The following is an 18,905-nucleotide window of genomic DNA, read 5'->3' on the forward strand; positions in this document are numbered from 1 at the left end:
GGAAAACAGTGCGGGGTAGGATAAATGAAAAGCCCGGCGGCTTTCCATTATACTTGAGGCTACCTGAAAACCCGAAACGGAATTCTTGCAGATGGAGCAGTCTTTTCAAGATGTTTTAAAAGAGTTGGGCAAGCAGGCCAAGCAGGAGCGCGCGGCTGAGGCGGAACGCTTGGCTGCGGAAAGAAAAGCACGAGTGGAGGATGTGGACTTCACCGCTGCCGTGGGCGCGGTGGTGCCGCTCAAAAGCAGCAACCGCGCCGTTTTGCCGCGCGACACTTCGCCGATTAAGCGGCGGGCGCAGCCAGAAGAAGGGCTGGAAGAGGCGGACTATTTTTATGTGGGTGACCAAAGCTGGGACGAGCCGCCGCGCGTGTTCAGCAAAAACGGCCGCGGCGAAGACGATATCCGCCGTCTGCTCGGCGGGCATTGGCCGGTGGTGGCCAAACTCGATTTGCACGGTTACCGGCAGGAGTCGGCCCAGCAGGTATTGAACGAATTTGTGGCTTATGTGCAGAAGCGCGGGGTGTGTGCCGAAATCGTGCACGGCAGCGGCTTGGGTTCGCGCGGCTTTACGCCGGTGCTCAAAACCCTGGTGCGCCGCTGGCTGATGGAGCATCCCGAGGTATTGGCCTACGCCGAACCGCACCGGCACAACGACGGCGCCGTCCGCATTTTGCTGCGCAAAAGCCGGCAGGGCGGATGATGTGACCGTTTGTTCATTCAGGAGCCCGCCGAACGTATCGGTGCCGCAACAATCCTGCCGCATCCGCCCCGCTGCGGGGCAAATTTGCCCACAAGCTGCGCAAATTGAATTAAAGTGCGCAACCTGAATGTATTCGTATAGTGTTTTTATGATGTCGCGTTTTACCCCGAATTTGATTCCCGTTTTATTGTCTGCCCTGATGGTTGCCCAGCCGGGCGTGGCTTCGGCCCGCGATGTTCAGGCCGAGCGCGAGCATTGGGCGCAACACGCCCGCAGCAGCGATGCCGCCTTGGCCGAGTCCGTACGCGGCCTGCAAAGCCTGTATGCCGAAAGCCAAGACCCGCGCGTGCGCGCCGACCTGATTGCGCTTCTGCTGCGCCAAGGCAGACAAGCCGATGCACTGGCAGTTTGCCCCCAATGCGCACCGACGCAGCTGAGCGCCGATGAGCTGGAAAACCTGGCCAAAGCCGCCCGCGACCAGAAACAGTTTGCGCTCTCTGCCGCTTATTACGGCCAGCTGCAACAGGCGGCGCCGCAGCTGAAAATCGGCTTTCTCGGCGCCGCACTGACGGCCGTGGATGCCGGCCAATACAGCGCGGCGAAGCAGTACATCGATATCTACCGCGGCCGTTTCGGCGAAGATGCCGATATCCGCCAAGCCGCCAATTACCTGGCCCAACGCAGCCAAAGCCTGACTGATCAGCTGCTGGGTCTGCAGTCCCAATTGGCCGCCCATCCCGAGCGCGAAGACTTGGTGTTGCCGCTTTACCGCACCGCCGCCCAGCTGCGCGCCTACCCGCAGCAACAGCAGTTGATTGAGCGTTATCCGCATTTATTCAACGCCCAAGACCGTTTGTGGCTGCAAAAAGACCAAGCGGTCAGCCTGCTGCGCAGCAGCACCGAATCGGGCAATGTGCAGAACCTGCAAACCGCTTACGACAAGCTGAGCCAAGTGGTGAACGAAGCGCCAAAAGGCGGCGATCTTTATTTGGCCGCGCTGCGCGACCGCATGGCTGCGGCGATTGCGCTCAATAACAGCAAACAGGCTTTAGAAGATTACCGTACCCTGCAGCCCTACGGCGAGCAGCCGGAATATGTCAAAGCGCAGTACGCCCAGGCTTTGATGATGTCAGGCAGTCCGAGAGGGGCTTACCACACTTATTCCGAACTGGCGCAGCGCCAGCAGGCCCAAAGCGGCAGCATTTCGCCCGCCATGCGCGAGCATCTGGTGGCGGCGCAAGCCGATTTGGGCTACTACACCCACGCCCAGCAAGAGCTGGAGCGCTGGAATCCGCAGCGTTACACCAACGACTTCACCCACACCCGCCGCATCGAAAACCCGTATTACGACAAACAGTATTTCTGGAACGTCCGCCTTGAAGCCTGGAACGGCAATCTCGACCGCGCCATCGAGCTGATGGACGCTTGGTTGGCGGAAAAACCGAATGATCCCTGGGGCATGATGCTGCGCGGCGATTTGGCGCAATGGAACGGCCGCAACGACGAAGCGCTGGTGTGGTTCCGTCAGGCCAAAGAACAGCTGCCGCCCGACAACCAAGCCGGTATCGACAGCAAAATCGGCATGACGCTGATCGACAGCGGCAATTGGCGTGCCGCCGCCGAAATGGCGCGCAGCATGGACAGGCAAGATCCGCGTTACCGCGGCTTTTGGGAACATTACGATAATGCCCGCGCCGCCCAGCTGAGTCTTTCCGGCCAAACCAGCAAAACCACCTCGCCCGCCGACGGTACGGAATGGCTGCAAAGTGCCACTTTATACAGCCCGCGCAGCGAAGGCGGTCATCGCGCTTATGTGACCCAGCAGAGCAATTATGTGCCCAACCACGGCGACGAAATGCGTACCGGCCGGGTGGGCTTGGGCGGCGAAATCCATCTGCATCCGCTTACCCTGAATGTGGAGGCCGGCCACGGCACCCATTTGAACGATAAGCCGTATGCCCGCGTCGGCGGCAATTACCGCGCCAACGAGCGCCTCAGCCTGCAGGCCGCTGCTGCGGTCAACAGCGCCAATACGCCGGTGAAGGCCGTCAATCAAAACGTGTATGCCAACGAATACACCGTCGGCGCCAATTACGCCCATTCGGCCGATACCCGTGCCGGCGGGGGCGCCAGCGTGATGACGTTTGACGACGACAACGTGCGGCAAAACTACTACGCTTGGCTGTCGCACAGCTTCTGGCAGCACAACCGCTGGCGTTTGGCCGGCAGCGCTTGGGCAGACCATACCCGCAACCGCGATATTCCTGAGGCACACTATTACAACCCGCGCCACAGCAGCACCGTCAGCGGCTCGTTGAACCTGTCTTACGGCATGCCGCTGGCCTACCGCGTCCACCTCACCCAGCAGCTCACCGGCGGTTTGGGCCGCTTCTGGCAGTCGGGCGAAGCGGCGCAGAACACTTGGCTGCTGAAATACGGTCATGACTGGCGCGTGGGCAACAAGCTCGGTTTGGGTTACGAGTTCGGCCGCAAACAGGCCATCTACGACGGCAAACCCGAATTCCAAAACTTCGGTAATTTCAATTTGAACTGGAAGTTGCAGTAGATCAACATGGCCGCGCCAGCAGGATGGCGGCTGATCAGACCGTGCGGCAGTGGATTCTGCCGCACGGTTTGGCTTTTCAGGTAGCCTCAGGCCGCCAATCACCGTTGGCAAGCAGGGAAAAAGCGCGGTTGCCGGCCACAATGAAATGGTCGAGAAGGGGAATGTCCACCAAAGCCAGCGCCGCATGCAGTCGTCGGGTAAAGGCGATGTCCGCTGCTGAGGGCTCGGCTGAGCCGCCCGGGTGGTTGTGGGCGAAAATCAGGGCCGCCGCGTGGTGTTGCAGCGCCAGACGCACAATCTCGCGGATGTAAACCGTGTTTTCGGCCACCGTGCCGCGTGACAGCTCTTCAAACGCAATCAGGCGGTTTTGCTGGTTGAGCAGCAGGGCGGCGGCAATTTCCACCGGTTCGCCGGCCAACTGCAACACCAAATAATCGGCCACCACTTCGGGCGAAGTAAAAGCCGGCTTCTGCCGCATTTCCTCCGCCAGCAGGCGGCGGCCGATTTCGCGTACCACGGCAAATTGGCAGAACGATGCCTCGCCCATGCCTTTGTGGCGGGTGAGTTCGGCGGCCGGCGTATTCATCAGGCCGTTGAGCGAACCGAATTCGTGCAGCAGGCTGCGCGCCAAGTCCACGGCGCTCATGCCCTGCGTGCCTACCCGCAGCAAAATGGCCAACAGTTCGGCATCGCTTAAGGCGGCGGCCCCTTTGTGCAATAGCTTTTCGCGCGGCCGCTCGCCTTCCGGCCATTGTTTGATGCTCATATGCGCCTCCGTGTGAGATTGAGGGCCTGCGGATCGGCCAATCGGTTTCAGGTAGCCTGAAACGGCGGATGAAAAATAGAGTAATCGGTCTTTTTTAACAGATTGTTTGATTTGACGCAGAAAAGCGGCGGATATTTTGGTGCTTTTTACATAAATAATGTTGGAAAAATCATGAAGGCGCGGCTACAATCGCCCTCCCTTTCTAAAAAATCTAATGATTATAAAAACGGAGTCTTCACACTATGACAGCTAAAGGACAAATGTTACAAGATCCTTTTTTGAACGCACTGCGCAAAGAGCATGTTCCGGTATCCATTTACTTGGTCAACGGCATCAAGCTGCAAGGCCAAGTGGAATCTTTCGATCAATACGTGGTATTGCTGCGCAATACTTCGGTCACCCAAATGGTGTACAAACACGCCATCTCCACTATTGTTCCGGCGCGCGCCGTGAGCCTGCAGCAGGCCGAACCCAAACCCGCTGCCGAGCCGCCCGCCGCCCAGTAAGCTTTTATTTGTTGGCGCACTGTCCGTTTGCCGCGGCAGTGCGTTTCGTATTTTGGAACACGCAAACATGAACACACAAACCGTTGCCGTGATCGGCGCCATGCAGCCGGAAATCGAGCGTTTAAAAAACAGTCTGGACAAGCTAGTCACCGAAACCTTCGGTGCGTTCACCCTATACAGCGGCCGTTATGGCGGCAAACAGGTGGTGCTGGCTTTGAGCGGCATCGGCAAAGTGAATGCGGCGGCGGCCACCGCCGTGTTGGTGCAGCGCTACCGTCCCGACTGCGTGATCAACACCGGCAGCGCCGGCGGTTTGGGGCAGGGCTTGGCGGTGGGCGATGTGGTGATCGGCACCGAGACCGCGCACCACGATGTGGACGTGACCGCATTCGGCTATGATTACGGCCAAGTGCCGCAACTGCCGGCGCGTTTTGTTTCCGATGCCGCTTTGTGTGCGGCCGCGGAAACGGCGGCCGCGGCTTTTGCCGGTGCGCGCGTACACCGCGGGCTGATTGTGAGCGGCGACCAGTTTGTTCACAGCAGCGAGGCCGTGGCCGCCATCCGCAGCCGTTTTGCCGGCGTGCAGGCGGTGGAAATGGAAGCGGCGGCGATTGCGCAAAGCTGCCACCAGTTCGGCGTGCCGTTTGTGGTAATCCGCGCGGTGTCCGACTTGGCAGACGAGCAGGCCGACACCAGCTTTGAGGCGTTTTTGGAAACCGCTTCCGTGCACTCGGCGCAAATGGTGCAGCATTTGATCGAAGCCCTGTAAGCCATGCCGCTGCCGCTTTCCGCCCAAATCGCCCTGGTGGCCGCAGGCGCCGCTGCGGGCGCTTTGGCCCGCTGGCAACTCGGCCTGTGGTTGAACCCTTGTTTCGACAAACTGGCCTTCGGCACCTTGCTGGTCAATTGGCTGGGCTGCCTGCTGATGGGCGTGTGTTTGGGTTGGGTGTGGCAGTCGGGTATTTCGGAAGCGTGGCGTTTGCTGCTGGTGGTGGGGCTGCTCGGCAGTTTCACCACTTTCTCTGCTTTTTCCGCCGAAGTGGTGGAAAACATCGTGGCCGAACATTGGGCCGCCGCCTTGTTGACGCTGGCTTTGCACACATTGGGCGGCTTGCTGTGGACGGTGTTGGGCATGGCGGCCGTCAGATATGCGGCCAGATAAGAATGATCGGCCACGCAGGTTTCAGGTAGCCTCAAGGCTACCTGAAAGCAGGCAGGGCTACCGCCTAAGGGCGTGAAGGGTTTACAATGCGCCCGTTTTCACTACCGTTGCCGCAAGAAAGGAATGATGTCGTGCTGCAGAAATGGAAGACTTGTTTGGCCGTCGGCCTGATGGCCTTGGCCCTGCCTGCCTTGGCCCAATCTGATGTCGGGAAGTGGCAGAATCTCCCCGAACAGCAGCGCACCGCAATGCTGTTGCGGGCGGGCACCTTGGCCGCGGCGATGGACTGGGAGCGCGATGCTTTGTTGGCCGGGCGCGCCAATGCCGACGGCATCGATAAAGAATTTTTCGAGCCGCAAACTTGGGAACGGATATTCCGCCGCAGCGGCCAGTATCTGCAACACGAAATCAAAACATGCTACGAGCAGGCAGCCGAAGCCCAAGCGGCGGCGGAATGCAGCGAGATGGACAATATCTTGGCCGCGCATTTGGCTTCCGACCACGCTTACCACCAACAGCGCTCCGGCAGTTTTGCCTTTACTTACCTGCTGCACGAGCGCACCCGCCATTGGAATCAGAACCATGCCGACCGGCTGCGGGTATTGAACCGGGAGGCCGCCGAAGCGCGCCGCCTGTTTAAAGCGGAGTTGTCCGCCGCACCGGCGGGGGCGGAGATTTATCGGGCGCTAGAAATGTCGCGCCAATATGTGCGCGACCAGCTGGACCAATGGGCTGATGCGCCGTCTGCCCCTTAAATCCGGCCATTCCCATTAATCATAGTTTTAAACAGGCTACCTGAAAGCCTCCATCCGCTTTCAGGTAGCCTCCGTTTGATTGTCACGAGAAAAAGATGCGATTACACACCCTTGTTTCCCAAGAAGCCGAAGCTGCTTTTGCCGCCGCCGGCCTTTCCGGCAGCCCGATTGTTTTGCAGCCGGCCAAAAACGCCGATTTCGGCGACTACCAAATCAACGGCGTGATGGGCGCGGCCAAACAGCGCAAGCAGAACCCGCGCGAGCTGGCGCAGCAGGTGGCCGACCGATTGGCCGGCAACCGCCTCATCGAATCGGCAGAAGTGGCCGGCCCCGGCTTCATCAACCTGCGCCTGAAGGCCGATTTTCTGGCGCAGGAAGTGGACGCCGCCCTGCACAGCGGCCATTTCAACATCCGCCGCACCGGTGAGCCGCAAACCGTGGTCATCGACTATTCTTCGCCCAATTTGGCCAAAGAAATGCACGTCGGCCATTTGCGTTCCAGCATCATCGGCGACAGCCTTGCCCGCGTGCTGGGCTTTTTGGGCCACCAAGTGATCCGCCAAAACCACGTCGGCGACTGGGGCACCCAGTTCGGCATGTTGGTGGCGTATATGGTGGAGCAGCAAACAGACAATGCCGAATTCGAGTTGGCCGATTTGGAGCAGTTTTACCGCGAAGCCAAAGTGCGTTTCGACGAAGACCCGGCGTTTGCCGACACCGCGCGCGATTATGTGGTGAAGCTGCAGGGCGGCGACGAACGGGTTTTGGCGCTGTGGAAACAGTTTGTGGACATTTCATTGAGCCATGCCCAGCAAGTCTATGACACCCTCGGCCTGCTGCTCACGCCTGACGATGTGGCCGGCGAATCCATGTATAACGACGATTTGCAAGCCGTGGTGGACGAATTGACGGCCCAAGGTTTGGCCGTGGACGATGACGGCGCCAAAGTGGTGTTTCTCGACGAATTCAAAAACCAAGATGGCGAGCCGGCCGCCTTTATCGTGCAGAAGCAGGGCGGTGGTTTCCTGTATTCCAGCACCGATTTGGCCTGTATCCGCTACCGCGTGAGCCGCTTGCAGGCCGACCGTCTGCTGTATGTGGTGGACGCCCGCCAGAGCCTGCATTTCCAGCAGCTGTTTACCGTGGCGCGCAAAGCCGGCTGGCTACCTGAAAGCGCAACGGCCGAACACATTCCCTTCGGCACCATGATGGGCAAAGACGGCAAACCCTTTAAAACCCGCTCCGGCGACACGGTGAAACTGGTCGATTTGCTCAATGAAGCGGTGGAACGCGCCACCGCCTTGGTGGCCGAGAAAAACCCGGCCCTCTCGCCGGCCGAGGCCGCAGAGATCGGCCGCGTGGTGGGCATCGGTGCGGTGAAATACGCCGATTTGAGCAAAAACCGCAGCAGCGATTATGTGTTCGACTGGGATCAGATGCTCTCTTTCGAAGGCAACACCGCGCCCTATCTGCAATATGCCTACACCCGCGTACAAAGCGTGTTCCGCAAGGCAGGCGACTGGGACGCTGCCGCCCAGCCGGTGTTCACCGAACCCTTGGAAAAACAGCTGGCGGTGGAGTTACTCAAGTTTGAAGACGTGCTGTGCAATGTGGCGGAAAGCTGTCATCCCCACTATTTGGCGGCGTATCTTTACCAGGTGGCCGCCCTGTTCAGCCGTTTCTACGAAGCCTGCCCCATCCTCAAGGCCGAAGGCAGCGTGCGCAACAGTCGCCTGCAGCTGGCCAAGCTTACCGGCGATACCTTGAAACAAGGCTTGGAATTGCTCGGCATCGAAACTTTGGACGTGATGTAAACCCTTTTTCAGGTAGCCTGCAGGCTACCTGAAAAGACTCCGCCTTGCCCCGGCTGCCCGCCGCTTATATCATAAGCGCCTTCTGCGGCCTGGCCGCTTTTCGTTTGAAAGACTGTGCATGAAACTGCTTGTGATTGCCGACCCGCTGGCCGGCTTCAAAACGTATAAAGACACCACTTATGTGATGATGCGCGAAGCTGCCCGCCGCGGCTGGCAGCTGTTTCATGGCCTTAGCGGCGATTTGTCGGTGCGCGGCGGCGTGGTCACCGCGCACGCGGCCCGGGTTGATTTTCTCGGTGCCGATCAGGGCCGTAGTGATTGGTTTGCCGCCCACGCGCCGCAACGGTGCGCCTTGCGCGATTTCGACGCCGTCATCATGCGCACCGATCCGCCTTTCGACCTGCAGTATCTGTATGCCACCCAGCTGCTGACGCTGGCAGAGGGGCAGGGTGCCAAGGTGTTCAACAGCGGCCAAGCCATGCGCGATTTCAACGAAAAACTGGCGATTCTGCATTTCGACCGCTATACCGCCCCCACTGTGGTCAGCACCCGTGCCGCCGAGGTGCGCGATTTCTTGGCCGAGCAGGGCGACATCATCGTCAAGCCTTTGGACGGCATGGGCGGCATGGGCATTTTCCGCCTGCGCCAAGACGACCCCAATATCGGCAGCATTTTGGAAACCCTGATGCAGCACGACCGCCGCACCATCATGGCTCAACGTTATATCCCCGAAATCGTGCACGGCGACAAGCGGGTGTTGGTGATCGGCGGGCAGGTGGTGCCGTATGCCTTGGCACGGATTCCGCAGCAGGGCGAAACGCGCGGCAATTTGGCCGCCGGCGGCCGCGGCGTGGCGCAGGCTTTGTCGCCGCGCGACCGCGAAATCGCCGAAAACTTGGCGCCCGAATTGGTGCGCCGCGGCATTTTACTGGCCGGCTTGGACATCATTGGCGACTACCTCACCGAAGTCAACGTCACCAGCCCCACCGGTTTCCAAGAAATCATGCAGCAGCAAGGCTGCGATGTGGCGGCCTTGTTTATCGACGCCGTGGCCGAATGGAGCGCCCGTTGAAGCGGTTTTCAGGTAGCCCGATTCCCGCCTCCCGACCCTATTCATAATGAACAAACACACCACTCCCGACGAGACCCCGGCGGCCCCGTCCCGCCCGGCCGGCGATTATGCCCAAGACGTGTGCAGCAAAGCACACGAAGTGTATGACAAGGCGCATGAAGCCTACGACCGTGCCCACGACAAAATGCAGGCTTACTGCGCCGATGTGCAGAGCTACGCCGCGCAAATGAAAGGCAAAACCGGCCTGCGCCGCATCATCAACGCGCTGGGTTATTCGTGGGACGGCATCCGTGCCGCCTGCGACGAAGCCGGTTTCCGCCAGCTGTTGTGGATCAACGGCATCCTGATCTTGCTGGCGCTGCTGTTGCCGTTTACTTTGGCCGTGCAGCTGGTGTTGATCCTGGCCTCCGCTTTGTCTTTGGTGGTGGAGCTGATCAACACCGGCATCGAAGCGGCGGTGGACCACACCTCTTTGGCGCAGCATGAGCTGGCCAAGCGCGCCAAGGATGTCGGCTCGGCGGCGCAGTATCTGCTGTTGGCCGTTTTGTTGCTGATGTGGCTGCTGGCGCTGTGGCGCACTTTTGCGGCTACCTGAAACGGAGTAACGGATGTCTTTGCCCGAGCAGCATTCTTCCTACGCCGCCGGCCAAAAAGGCAAAACCGGCTGGCGGCGCATTCTCAATGCGGCCATTTATTCGCGCGACGGCCTCATTGCCGCCTACCGCCACGAGACGGCGTTCCGCCAGCTGGTGTGGCTGCATGCGGTGTTGCTGGTGTTGCTGGCCGTGGCCGGCTTCAGCCTGCCGGTGAGCATGATTTTGTTGGTGGCCTCGTTTTTCTCACTGGTGGTGGAACTGGTCAACACCGGTTTGGAAGCGCTCACCGACCGCGTGTCCACCGAAAAACACCCTTTGTCGAAAATCGCCAAAGATGTCGGCTCGGCGGCGCAAATGCTGGCGCTGGTGTTGCTGGCCCTGTTGTGGGGCTTGGCGCTGTGGCAGGCTTATGCTTGATGTGACGCAAGTTTGGTCCAAATGGGGCCGGCTGTGTATGACCTTTGCAAACAGGAACAGATGCTCATGAAACAAGTATTATTGGCCGCTTTGGCCTTGGTTAGCGCCGCTGCGGCTCAGACCGATATCCATGTGCGCGATGCATGGGCGCGTTTTACCGTGCCCGGCCAGCAGGCGGGCGGCGTGTTTATGCAGCTGCACAACGATGGCCGCACCGATGCCTTGGTAGGCGGCAGCAGCCCCTTGGCAGAGAAAGTGGAAATCCATACCCACAGCATGCGCGAGGGCAGGATGCAGATGCATGAAATCGAAGGCGGCCTGCCCTTGGCCGAAGGCGGCCGTGCCGAACTCAAACCGGGCGGTTACCATGTGATGCTGATCGGCTTGAAACAGCCTTTGGCCGGCGGCCTCCGCTTTCCGCTCACCTTGCATTTCCGCCATGCGCCGGCCAAAACGGTTACCGTAACCGTGAAGACCCCGGCGCAGGAAGCGGCGCAGCCGGGCGGACACGGGCATCACCATCACGACCATAGCCACTAAGGCTGAGACCTTTGTAACCTCCCCATCTGTGGCGCATTTCTGCGTTGTGTGCTGCTTGCTCGCTTGCCTATCTGTATGATAGGTCTGTCCCACGGGGATTCCTGGCGTTCACGTTCGCTGCGCTGCTACGCCTTGAACTGCATCCACATCTGGGGGTTTTGCAAAGGTCTCAGGCTGTGAAGCTTTGGCACGCCGGTGCATCAGCCAAGTGTCAACAGATCCTGGAATAATAAAAATCGCTGAAAGCAATCCATGGTGCTGTCAGCGATAGTGATCGATAAATATCAAAATATTTGTTTGCCTAAAGAATGCCTTTGTCAGGAATGACTAGGCAAACGGGCGGTAAAGACATCAAGCTGCCCACGGTAATCGGTTTTCTTACCCATATCCCAACAAACGCCCGATGTTCGCCTCGGTGGCCGCGGCCACGGTTTCCCGGCTGATGCCGCGCAAAGCCGCCACCACATCGGCCACCCGTGCAACATTGGCCGGCGTGTTGCTTTCTTCTCCCGGCGGCGGCATAAAAGGGCTGTCGGTTTCCAACACCAAATATTCCAAGGGCAGCTTGGCTGCCGCTTCGCGGGCTTTGCGGGCATGCGGATTCAATACCAGCGCGCCGATGCCGATGAGCAGGCCGCAGCGTATCAGCAACTGCGCTTCCTCCAGGCTACCTGAAAACGCATGCGCAATTCCGCCGGCTGCAAAGCGCTGCCGTTTCAGTTCCGCCGTCAAATCTGCCGTCGCTTTCAAATTGTGCAGCACCACCGGCCGCTCCAAGCGTGAGGCCAGCGCCAATTGTTCACGGAAAACCGCCAACTGCAAGGCCGCGTTTGCGCGGTGCCGGGGGTGGTAATCCAAACCGATTTCTCCCACCCACATTTCCGGCTGCGCCTGCAAGGCCGCAGCCAAACGCTCGCCGGTTTCGGTGTGCCATTCGCCGGCATACCACGGGTGCACGCCCAAGGCAGCGTAAATCTGCGGCGGGCGGTGCAGTGCCGCCACTGCGGCAAAATCCGATTCACGGGCCGCCGGCACCAAAAAACGGGCGACCCCTGCCGCACGGGCTTGCGCCAGCACGGCATCGGTGCGCCCGCCGAATGCGGGATCGGCCAAATGGCAATGGCTGTCGGTGAGCATGGGCTACCTGAAAACCGGTTTACAGGCTGTTGAGCCGTTCCACAGAGGGTGCGTAATAGTAGGCGCCGGAAACCGCGGCCGTCACATGCGTCAGCAGTAAATCGGTTTTGCCGTCGCTCTCGCCGAACATGCTCAAGAGCTGTGCTTCGATGTTCCACAAGCGGGCGCAATAAGCGATGAACATCAGGCCGTGTTCTCCGCTTACCGTGCCGTAGGGCAGGCTGCGGCGGACGATTTTTAGCCCGACGCCGTCTTCTTTCAGATTGGTTCGGTTGAGGTGCGAGTCGGGCAAGCGGTCGCTGCGGGCAAACTCGATGTTGTCCGCTTTGCTGCGGCCGATGCATTGTTCCTGTTCCGGCACGCTCAAGCGGTTCCATTTTTTCAAATCGTGGCGGTATTTCTGCAGCAGCACATAGCTGCCGCCCGCATCGGGGGCATCGCCGCCGATGACGCCTACCTGACGGATGTTTTCTTCGCCTTGCGGGTTTTCCGTGCCATCCACAAAGCCCTCCAAGCCGCGCTCTTCTACCCAACGGAAACCGTGGTTTTCGCTGGCTACGGTGAGCAGTCCCTCAAAGGCTTCCAGCACGGCTTTGCCGAGCGAGAAATTCACGTCGGGGCGCAAAGATTGGATGTGAAACAGGATATCGTGCTGGGTGGCCGGCGCCAAACCGCCGCCCAAAGCGCGGAAGGGCTTGATGTCTTTTCCCTCTTCCGTGTGGCCGAAAGCTTGCCAGCAATCGGCACCGAAACCGATGGTCAAGCCCAAGCAGGCATCGGGATACTGTGTCTGCAGATCGGACAAAGCCGCCAAACTCCGGCGGCAGGCTTCGGCCAGCTCGGCGGGCGCAGCCTGTGTATCGGCTTCCATAAAAATGGCGGCGCGGCAGTGGTCGGGAATGATGGCGGTTTGCGGGGTGGTCATCGGTAATCTCCTGAGTGGCATTTTTTCTGGCGCCATTATAACCGTAAACCCTGGCCAACCGCTCTCGAAGAACCGCTGACGGTGTTAGAATGCCGCTTTTTATCACCGCGGGCAAACACCACCGTGCTTTATTTCCTGCTGATCGCCATTCTTTTGCTCCAATTGTTCAGCTGGCTGTGCAGCCGCGGGCTGTTCTGGCTGCTGCAAGGCTACCTGAAACCCGCTGCCCGCCGCACCGTCCGCTGGCTGGTGTTCGGCATCGGTAACGGCCTGTTGCTGTTGTCGCTGTTGCGCGTTTGGCCCGGTGTTTTCCGTTTGAGCGCCGGCTGGATGGTGCTGCTGTGGTACGGCGTACTGACCGTTTGCGCCGTTTGGCTGTTGCACCTGCTGTTGCGGCGGCGCATTGCGCCCGCCCGTTTGGGCAGCCTGCTGCGCCCGCTGGCGGCCGCTTTGTTCATGTTCCTGTTGGGCATTTCCGTTTACAACGCCTATACACCGGTGGTGCACCATTACCGGGTGGCCATCGACAAACCCTTGCCCCGTCCCGTCCGCATCGGCCTGGCCAGCGATACCCACTTGGGCGTACTGTTCGGCGCCCGCCAGCTAGACCGTCTCAGCGCCATCATGCAGCGGGAACAGGTGGACATCATCCTCTTCCCCGGTGATTTGATGGACGACGACACCCGCGCTTACCGCTCGGAAAATATGCAACGTCATCTGCAACAACTGCGCGCGCCCCTCGGCGTGTATGCCACCTTGGGCAACCATGATCTGTTCGGCCATCAAGACGCCATCCGTGCCGAACTGGAAGCGGCCGGTATTCGGGTGCTGAACGACGACGTGGTGCGCTTGGACGCCGGTTTCTGGCTGGTCGGCCGCCCCGACGACCTGGACCGGCAGCGCAAAAGCACGGCCGAGCTGCTGAAGTCGGTGGACACTCGTGAGCCGGTTTTCCTGCTCGACCACCGCCCCACCGAAATCCGTTTGCACCAAGCCCTGCCCATCGACATCCAAGTTTCCGGCCATGTGCACAAAGGGCAGGTGTTCCCCTCCAATTTTATTGTCGATTGGATTTACGATTTGTCTTACGGCTACCAACAGCGCGGCTTGGGCCATTACTTTGTCACTTCCGGTTACGGCTTTTGGGGCGTGCCTTTCCGCCTCGGCTCGCAATCGGAAGTAATGATCATCGATGTGGTCGGCCGTTATTAACATACGCCACAGCTTTTCAGGTAGCCTGACGCAAATAAGCACGCCTTTCGGCGTGCTTTTTCTTTATTCTGCAGCTGGCTTTATTCCTGATACACAAAGGTGGCGCGCTTCACATTGCACAACAGTTCGTAGGCAATGGTGCCCGCACGTTCGGCCACTTCGGCCACCGATACGCGGTCGCCCCACAGTTCCACCTCGCTGCCGACGCCTTGATGGTGGTCGTCCAACTGCACGGTCAGCATGTCCATGCTTACCCGTCCGATGATGCGGCCGGCATGGCCGTCGATGGCCACCGGGCAGCCGTTCCCCGAGGCACGGGGGTAGCCGTCGGCGTAACCGCAGGCCACCACACCGACGCGGGTGGAGTGTTCGGTTACAAACGCTGCGCCGTAGCCCACCGGTTCGCCCGGCTGCAGGGTGCGCTCGGCAAACACGCGGCTGCTCAGGCGCATTACCGGGCGTAGATCGGCGCACGCGCCGGGGAAGGGTTCGATGCCGTAGAGGGCGATGCCGGCCCGTCCCCAATCCCGCCGCGCGGCGGGGTGGGCCAGTATGCCGGCCGAGTTGGCCAGGCTGCAGGCGCCGGATAAATCGGCCACTGCCGTATCAAAAGCCTGCATCTGTTGCGCGGTCATCGGATTATCCGGTTCGTCTGCACGGGCGAAGTGGCTCATGTTCACGATATCGGCCACGTGCGGGCTTTGCAGCAGCGCCTGATGGGCTGGGGCGAAATTGTGCGGGAAAAAACCGGCGCGGTGCATGCCGGAATCCATTTTCAACCATACGCTGACCGGCCGCTGCCACGGGTGGGCCAGTAGGCTTTCCAGCTGCCATTGCGTCTGCACCACCGGCCACAAACGGTAGGCGTCCACCTCGGCATATTCTGCCGCTTCAAAGACGCCTTCGAGCAGCACGATCGGGTTTTCGATGCCGGCTTGGCGCAATTCGATGCCCTCGGCCGGCGTGGCCACGGCAAAGCCGTCGGCCAAATCGGCCAATGCCCGCGCACAGCGTATTGCGCCGTGTCCGTAGGCATTCGCTTTGACCACGGCCAACAGGCGGCCGCCGTGAATGGTTTTCAAGGTTTCATAATTGTGGCGCAGATGAGCCAGTCGGATGGCGGCAACAAGAGGGCGCATACGGCACTTTCTGAAAGAACGGTTGGGAAGAACGGTGGCCTGGACAATCTGAATCCGGCGGGCGGCCGCTGTAAAAAGACGAGACCTTTGCAACACCCCCAGATGTGGATGCCGTTCAGGGCGTAGCAGCGCAGCGAACGTGAACGCTAGGAATCCGCGTGGGACAGACCTATCATACAGAGAGGCAAGTGAGCGAGCAGTACCCTTAGGGCATAAACGCGCAACGCAGAAATACGCCGCAGATGGGTTTTGCAAAGGACTCAGGCTACCTGAAACGCAGCCGGCGTTCAGGTAGCCTGTTTCGGCTGCTTACATACGGATGGAAACGTAGCCGCCCTGATGCAGCTGTTGCAGCAGCCGCTGCATGGCGGCTTGGGATTTTTCCTGCACCAAGGCTTCACGCACACCGGCGCGGATGCGGTCTTCGCGGGAGTTGGGGGTGCGCACTTCGTTTAAGCGGATGATGTGCCAGCCGAATTGGCTGCGCACCGGGCGGCTGACTTCGCCGGGCTTGAGCGCGCTCATCGCCCGTTCGAATTCCGGCACGGTTTCGCCGGAAGCCATCCAGCCCAAATCACCGCCTTGTTGGGCACTGGTGTCTTGCGAATACTGGCGGGCCAGTTGGGCGAAATCCACACCGCTGCGCGCTTCCTGCGCCACTTGCAAGGCCAGGCGCTGGGCGCGCTCGCCGTCGCCCGTAATCAAAATGTGCTGGGCACGGTATTGCGGTTTCGGCTCGGCTTCAGGCAGGGCGGCACCGGGATTGCGGGCAATCACGGCTTCCACTTCTTCATCGCTGACCCTGGCTTCGCGCATGATTTGGTTTTGCTGCACTTTTTGCGCGATCAGGCTGTCGCGCACTTGGCGGCGCAGGCCGCGGCGGTCGATGCCCAAGCGCATTTGCGCGGCTTCAAACTGTGCCACGCTTTGACGGCGGGCGGCGGCAATGCGGGCGATTTCGGCCTCTACTTCGGCATCACCGGCATTTACATTGTTGCGCTTGCCGGCCTGCACCAGCAGCGATTGGTTGACCAGCTGCATCAGCGATTGGCGCTGCAGCTCTTGGTCGGACAGGCGGGTGTCGCGGTCTTGTTGGCTGCGGTTGTAGGCGACGGCCTGATTAAGCTCGCGTTGGGTGATGACTTCGTTGTCCACCACGGCCACGATGCTGTCCACCGGACGCACGGCGTCGGCAGAGGCTACCTGAAAAGACAGACTCAGGCCCAAAGCCAAACACAGGTTTTTCAATTTCATTTGCGGTTTACCTCTTCGATATCGGTGTAGCCAGGCACAGACTGGCGCAGGGGTTCGAGCGGATTGTTGCCCAAACTGCTTAAGTCGCGCAAGCGCAATTGCAGGAATACGGCGTTTTTGCTCGAGTTTACGCCGGTCACATAATGCTGGCCGACGGCGCTGAAGCTCCAGCAGCCGCAGCTGCTGATGTATTCCATGCCCAGCAAGTGCTCCACCGGTTTGCGCTCGGTGAAGGAATAGCTGTGGCGGCCGACCAGATACAGATTGCGGCTCACCGGCCATTGGAAAGCCACATCGGCCTGCCGGACTTTGCCGTAGATAGTGTCGTAAATCTCGCCGTCGCGACGATATTGGTAGCGCACGCTGACGGTTTTGCCCGGCTCGGGGCTGTAACGCAGGCCGAGGTTGTATTTGTCGGCCACATTCAGCGTGGTGTTGTAATGCACATCGCCGTTCACCCAAATGCTGTCGGTGAGGCGGCCGTCGGCAAACGCCAACACATCGGAGCGTCCGCTGCCGCGCCGTGTCCGCCGGCCTTCCAAGCCCACATCGTCGCGGTTGAAATAGAGGCGTTGGCCGATGCCGGCACGCAGCCGCTCTTCGCCGTTATCCGCATTGTAAAGACGGGTTTGCACGGCGGTGGTGAGGAAGTTGGCGGCATTGATGCGGTCGTGGCCGGAAAAGCGGTTTTCCCGGAACAGCTGGCTGTAAGTGAAGCTGTTTTCCGCGGTATCGAACAAGGGCAGGTCTTCCTGCTCTTTGGTGGGGATGTAGGCATAAAACAGGCGCGGCTCCAAGGTCTGCACATATCGCCGCCCCTGCCAGCCGGCCTGGCGCTCGAAGGTCAGGCCTCCGTCCACGCTCACAATCGGCAACACGCGGCTGAGCGAACGGGCCGGTTTGCCGCCGGAGCCGTCCAAATCGTAATAGGTGGCGTGCAGTTGGAATTTGGGGCGCAAATAGCCCCACGGGCGGTTGAATTCGGCGCGTATCGCCGGACTGAGCACCAAACGGCTGCCTTGCTGTTTCCAATCGTGGCTGAAGCGGCTGAATTGGCCGTAAACGCTCACGTCGGCATAGGGCAGGTTGCGCGACCATTGGGTGGTCAGGCGCGGCAACAGGGCGTAGGGCGCGTCTTCGTAGCCGTCGGCATTGGCCAGTGTCTGGTATTTCTGCACCGTCAGATAGCTGTCGAGGCGGCCGCCGCCCAGACGGGTTTGGTGGTTCAGCCAGGCTTGGCGGTTGAGATTGACGTTGGTGGCGATGTCGTTGCGTTTGTAGAAGTCGCGGTAGTAGTCGTCATCGGAGACTTGATGGAAATCGATGCCGCCGCTGAGGCTGTTGCTGAATTGGTGTTGGTGTACCCAATCGGCTTGGGTGCGGGTGTCGTGGCGGCTGAGCCGGTCGTTGGGCAAAACAGCCAAATCCATTTGCCCGCGGTAGCTTGGTCGCAGATAACGCAGTTGACCGGCTACCTGAAGGCCGCGACGGGTGTAGAGAGTGGGTGTGAGCGTGGCGTCGTAATGGGGCGCCAGATTGAAGTAATAAGGCAGCGACACGCTGCCGCCGTCCGAGCCGATGCTTACCGTCGGCACCAAAAAACCGCTTTTGCGGTTGCCGTTGAGCGGAAAATCGATCCAAGGGGTGTAAAACACCGGCACGCCGCCCAAAACCAATGCCGCATTACGCGCCACGCCGACATTGCGGTCATAATCGGCTTCGATGCTGGATGCACGGATGTACCAGCTTTCGTCGCCGGGATTGCAGGTATTGAAGCGGGCGTTCTCCAAGCGGTAGCGGTTTTCACCTTCTACCCGCACGGTTTCACCGCTGCCCTGAAAACGGCGTTCGCCGTCGTCGGACTCGAAACGGGCATTTTTCGCTTCGCCCTGATGGGTGTCCAAACGATAAGTCAACGCTTCTCCGCTGACGCGGCCGTTGCCTTGCTCCAAGGTGAAGGCTTCCCCCGCCCGTACGGTTTCCTGAGGTTGATGGTAGTCGATCCAATCGGCCCGAATCACCTGGTCGTCACGCGAGACCACCACATCGCCTTCCGCCCGCACCCGTACATCGCTCTGGCCGGCCACCCGTTCTGCCTCAATGCGCGTGGCGCCGTCTGCGGGCGCATTTCCCGCATCGGCGCCTATCGGCTCAATCAGATGCTTGGGGGCACCCGGGCTGTCGCAGCGCACTCCTTCCTGAGCCAGCGGCACGGGCGCGGCGGCCAGGCTGCCGGTAAGACTCCAAGCGGCCAACACGGCCACAGCCACGGGATTCGGTCGGAATAAACGGAGCAAAAGAATCACCCTATTTCGATTTTGCCAGTAAAATGGCGCGCATT

The 18,905-nt window shown here is 60.1% G+C and carries 19 protein-coding genes; 13 read left to right on the forward strand and 6 right to left on the reverse strand.

The annotated features are described in order from the left end of the window. The first annotated feature begins 91 nt into the window (after nt 1-91). Nucleotides 92-703, forward strand: coding sequence for a Smr/MutS family protein (locus H3L94_RS01995; RefSeq protein ID WP_182122449.1), 612 nt, complete (start codon nt 92-94; stop codon nt 701-703). A gap of 148 nt (nt 704-851) precedes the next feature. Beyond that, nucleotides 852-3,269 carry a poly-beta-1,6 N-acetyl-D-glucosamine export porin PgaA gene (pgaA, locus tag H3L94_RS02000; protein ID WP_182122450.1) on the forward strand — a complete coding sequence of 806 codons (2,418 nt, stop codon included), beginning with the start codon at nt 852-854 and terminating at the stop codon, nt 3,267-3,269. Between the two features lie 76 nt (nt 3,270-3,345). Here pgaA and radC read toward each other — a convergent pair whose 3' ends face one another. Then, complete coding sequence (radC, locus tag H3L94_RS02005) at nt 3,346-4,035, reverse strand: RadC family protein (protein ID WP_182122451.1); 690 nt, start codon at nt 4,033-4,035, stop codon at nt 3,346-3,348. Nucleotides 4,036-4,277: 242 nt separating this feature from the next. Here radC and hfq point away from each other — a divergent pair, with 242 nt between their 5' ends. From hfq to H3L94_RS12825, 10 genes are all read left to right on the forward strand, one after another. Continuing rightward, on the forward strand, nt 4,278-4,541 hold the full coding sequence (gene hfq / locus H3L94_RS02010) for an RNA chaperone Hfq (protein WP_009119575.1): 264 nt from the start codon (nt 4,278-4,280) through the stop codon (nt 4,539-4,541). 67 nt (nt 4,542-4,608) lie between these two features. Then, the gene (locus H3L94_RS02015) at nt 4,609-5,310 is read left to right on the forward strand and encodes a 5'-methylthioadenosine/adenosylhomocysteine nucleosidase (RefSeq protein ID WP_182122452.1); all 702 of its coding nucleotides are present in this window, start codon (nt 4,609-4,611) and stop codon (nt 5,308-5,310) included. 3 nt (nt 5,311-5,313) lie between these two features. Further along, entirely contained in the window at nt 5,314-5,703 is a 390-nt protein-coding gene (locus tag H3L94_RS02020) for a CrcB family protein (RefSeq protein WP_182122453.1), read from the forward strand. 131 nt (nt 5,704-5,834) lie between these two features. Continuing rightward, entirely contained in the window at nt 5,835-6,458 is a 624-nt protein-coding gene (locus H3L94_RS02025; protein WP_182122454.1) for a hypothetical protein, read from the forward strand. Nucleotides 6,459-6,553: 95 nt separating this feature from the next. Beyond that, nucleotides 6,554-8,272, forward strand: coding sequence for an arginine--tRNA ligase (gene argS / locus H3L94_RS02030; protein ID WP_182122455.1), 1,719 nt, complete (start codon nt 6,554-6,556; stop codon nt 8,270-8,272). Between the two features lie 118 nt (nt 8,273-8,390). Further along, on the forward strand, nt 8,391-9,344 hold the full coding sequence (gene gshB / locus H3L94_RS02035; RefSeq protein ID WP_182122456.1) for a glutathione synthase: 954 nt from the start codon (nt 8,391-8,393) through the stop codon (nt 9,342-9,344). A gap of 184 nt (nt 9,345-9,528) precedes the next feature. After that, nucleotides 9,529-9,939 carry a diacylglycerol kinase gene (locus H3L94_RS02040; RefSeq protein WP_040661022.1) on the forward strand — a complete coding sequence of 137 codons (411 nt, stop codon included), beginning with the start codon at nt 9,529-9,531 and terminating at the stop codon, nt 9,937-9,939. Nucleotides 9,940-9,952: 13 nt separating this feature from the next. Next, nucleotides 9,953-10,357, forward strand: coding sequence for a diacylglycerol kinase (locus tag H3L94_RS02045; RefSeq protein WP_182122457.1), 405 nt, complete (start codon nt 9,953-9,955; stop codon nt 10,355-10,357). 60 nt (nt 10,358-10,417) lie between these two features. Continuing rightward, entirely contained in the window at nt 10,418-10,897 is a 480-nt protein-coding gene (locus H3L94_RS02050) for a copper chaperone PCu(A)C (RefSeq protein ID WP_425325922.1), read from the forward strand. Between the two features lie 26 nt (nt 10,898-10,923). After that, the gene (locus H3L94_RS12825) at nt 10,924-11,127 is read left to right on the forward strand and encodes an ATP-dependent exonuclease (protein ID WP_342355426.1); all 204 of its coding nucleotides are present in this window, start codon (nt 10,924-10,926) and stop codon (nt 11,125-11,127) included. A 148-nt stretch (nt 11,128-11,275) separates the two neighbouring features. Here H3L94_RS12825 and H3L94_RS02055 read toward each other — a convergent pair whose 3' ends face one another. Beyond that, nucleotides 11,276-12,034, reverse strand: a complete 759-nt coding sequence (locus H3L94_RS02055; RefSeq protein ID WP_182122459.1) for a TatD family hydrolase — start codon at nt 12,032-12,034, stop codon at nt 11,276-11,278. A gap of 19 nt (nt 12,035-12,053) precedes the next feature. Continuing rightward, nucleotides 12,054-12,959: a Dyp-type peroxidase gene (locus H3L94_RS02060; protein ID WP_182122460.1), complete on the reverse strand. Its 906-nt coding sequence runs from the start codon at nt 12,957-12,959 to the stop codon at nt 12,054-12,056. 123 nt (nt 12,960-13,082) lie between these two features. Between H3L94_RS02060 and H3L94_RS02065 the strand changes: the two genes are divergently transcribed. Further along, the gene (locus tag H3L94_RS02065) at nt 13,083-14,171 is read left to right on the forward strand and encodes a metallophosphoesterase (protein WP_182122461.1); all 1,089 of its coding nucleotides are present in this window, start codon (nt 13,083-13,085) and stop codon (nt 14,169-14,171) included. Nucleotides 14,172-14,251: 80 nt separating this feature from the next. Here H3L94_RS02065 and alr read toward each other — a convergent pair whose 3' ends face one another. From alr to H3L94_RS02080, 3 genes are all read right to left on the reverse strand, one after another. After that, entirely contained in the window at nt 14,252-15,310 is a 1,059-nt protein-coding gene (alr, locus tag H3L94_RS02070; protein WP_182122462.1) for an alanine racemase, read from the reverse strand. 309 nt (nt 15,311-15,619) lie between these two features. Beyond that, nucleotides 15,620-16,564, reverse strand: coding sequence for a peptidylprolyl isomerase (locus tag H3L94_RS02075; protein ID WP_182122463.1), 945 nt, complete (start codon nt 16,562-16,564; stop codon nt 15,620-15,622). Continuing rightward, complete coding sequence (locus tag H3L94_RS02080; RefSeq protein WP_425325923.1) at nt 16,561-18,870, reverse strand: LPS-assembly protein LptD; 2,310 nt, start codon at nt 18,868-18,870, stop codon at nt 16,561-16,563. The genes H3L94_RS02075 and H3L94_RS02080 overlap by 4 nt, the downstream gene beginning before the upstream one ends. Between the last annotated feature and the right edge of the window lie 35 nt (nt 18,871-18,905).

Origin of the sequence: Neisseria shayeganii, from assembly GCF_014054965.1 — a bacterium.
Lineage (GTDB): Bacteria > Pseudomonadota > Gammaproteobacteria > Burkholderiales > Neisseriaceae > Eikenella > Eikenella shayeganii.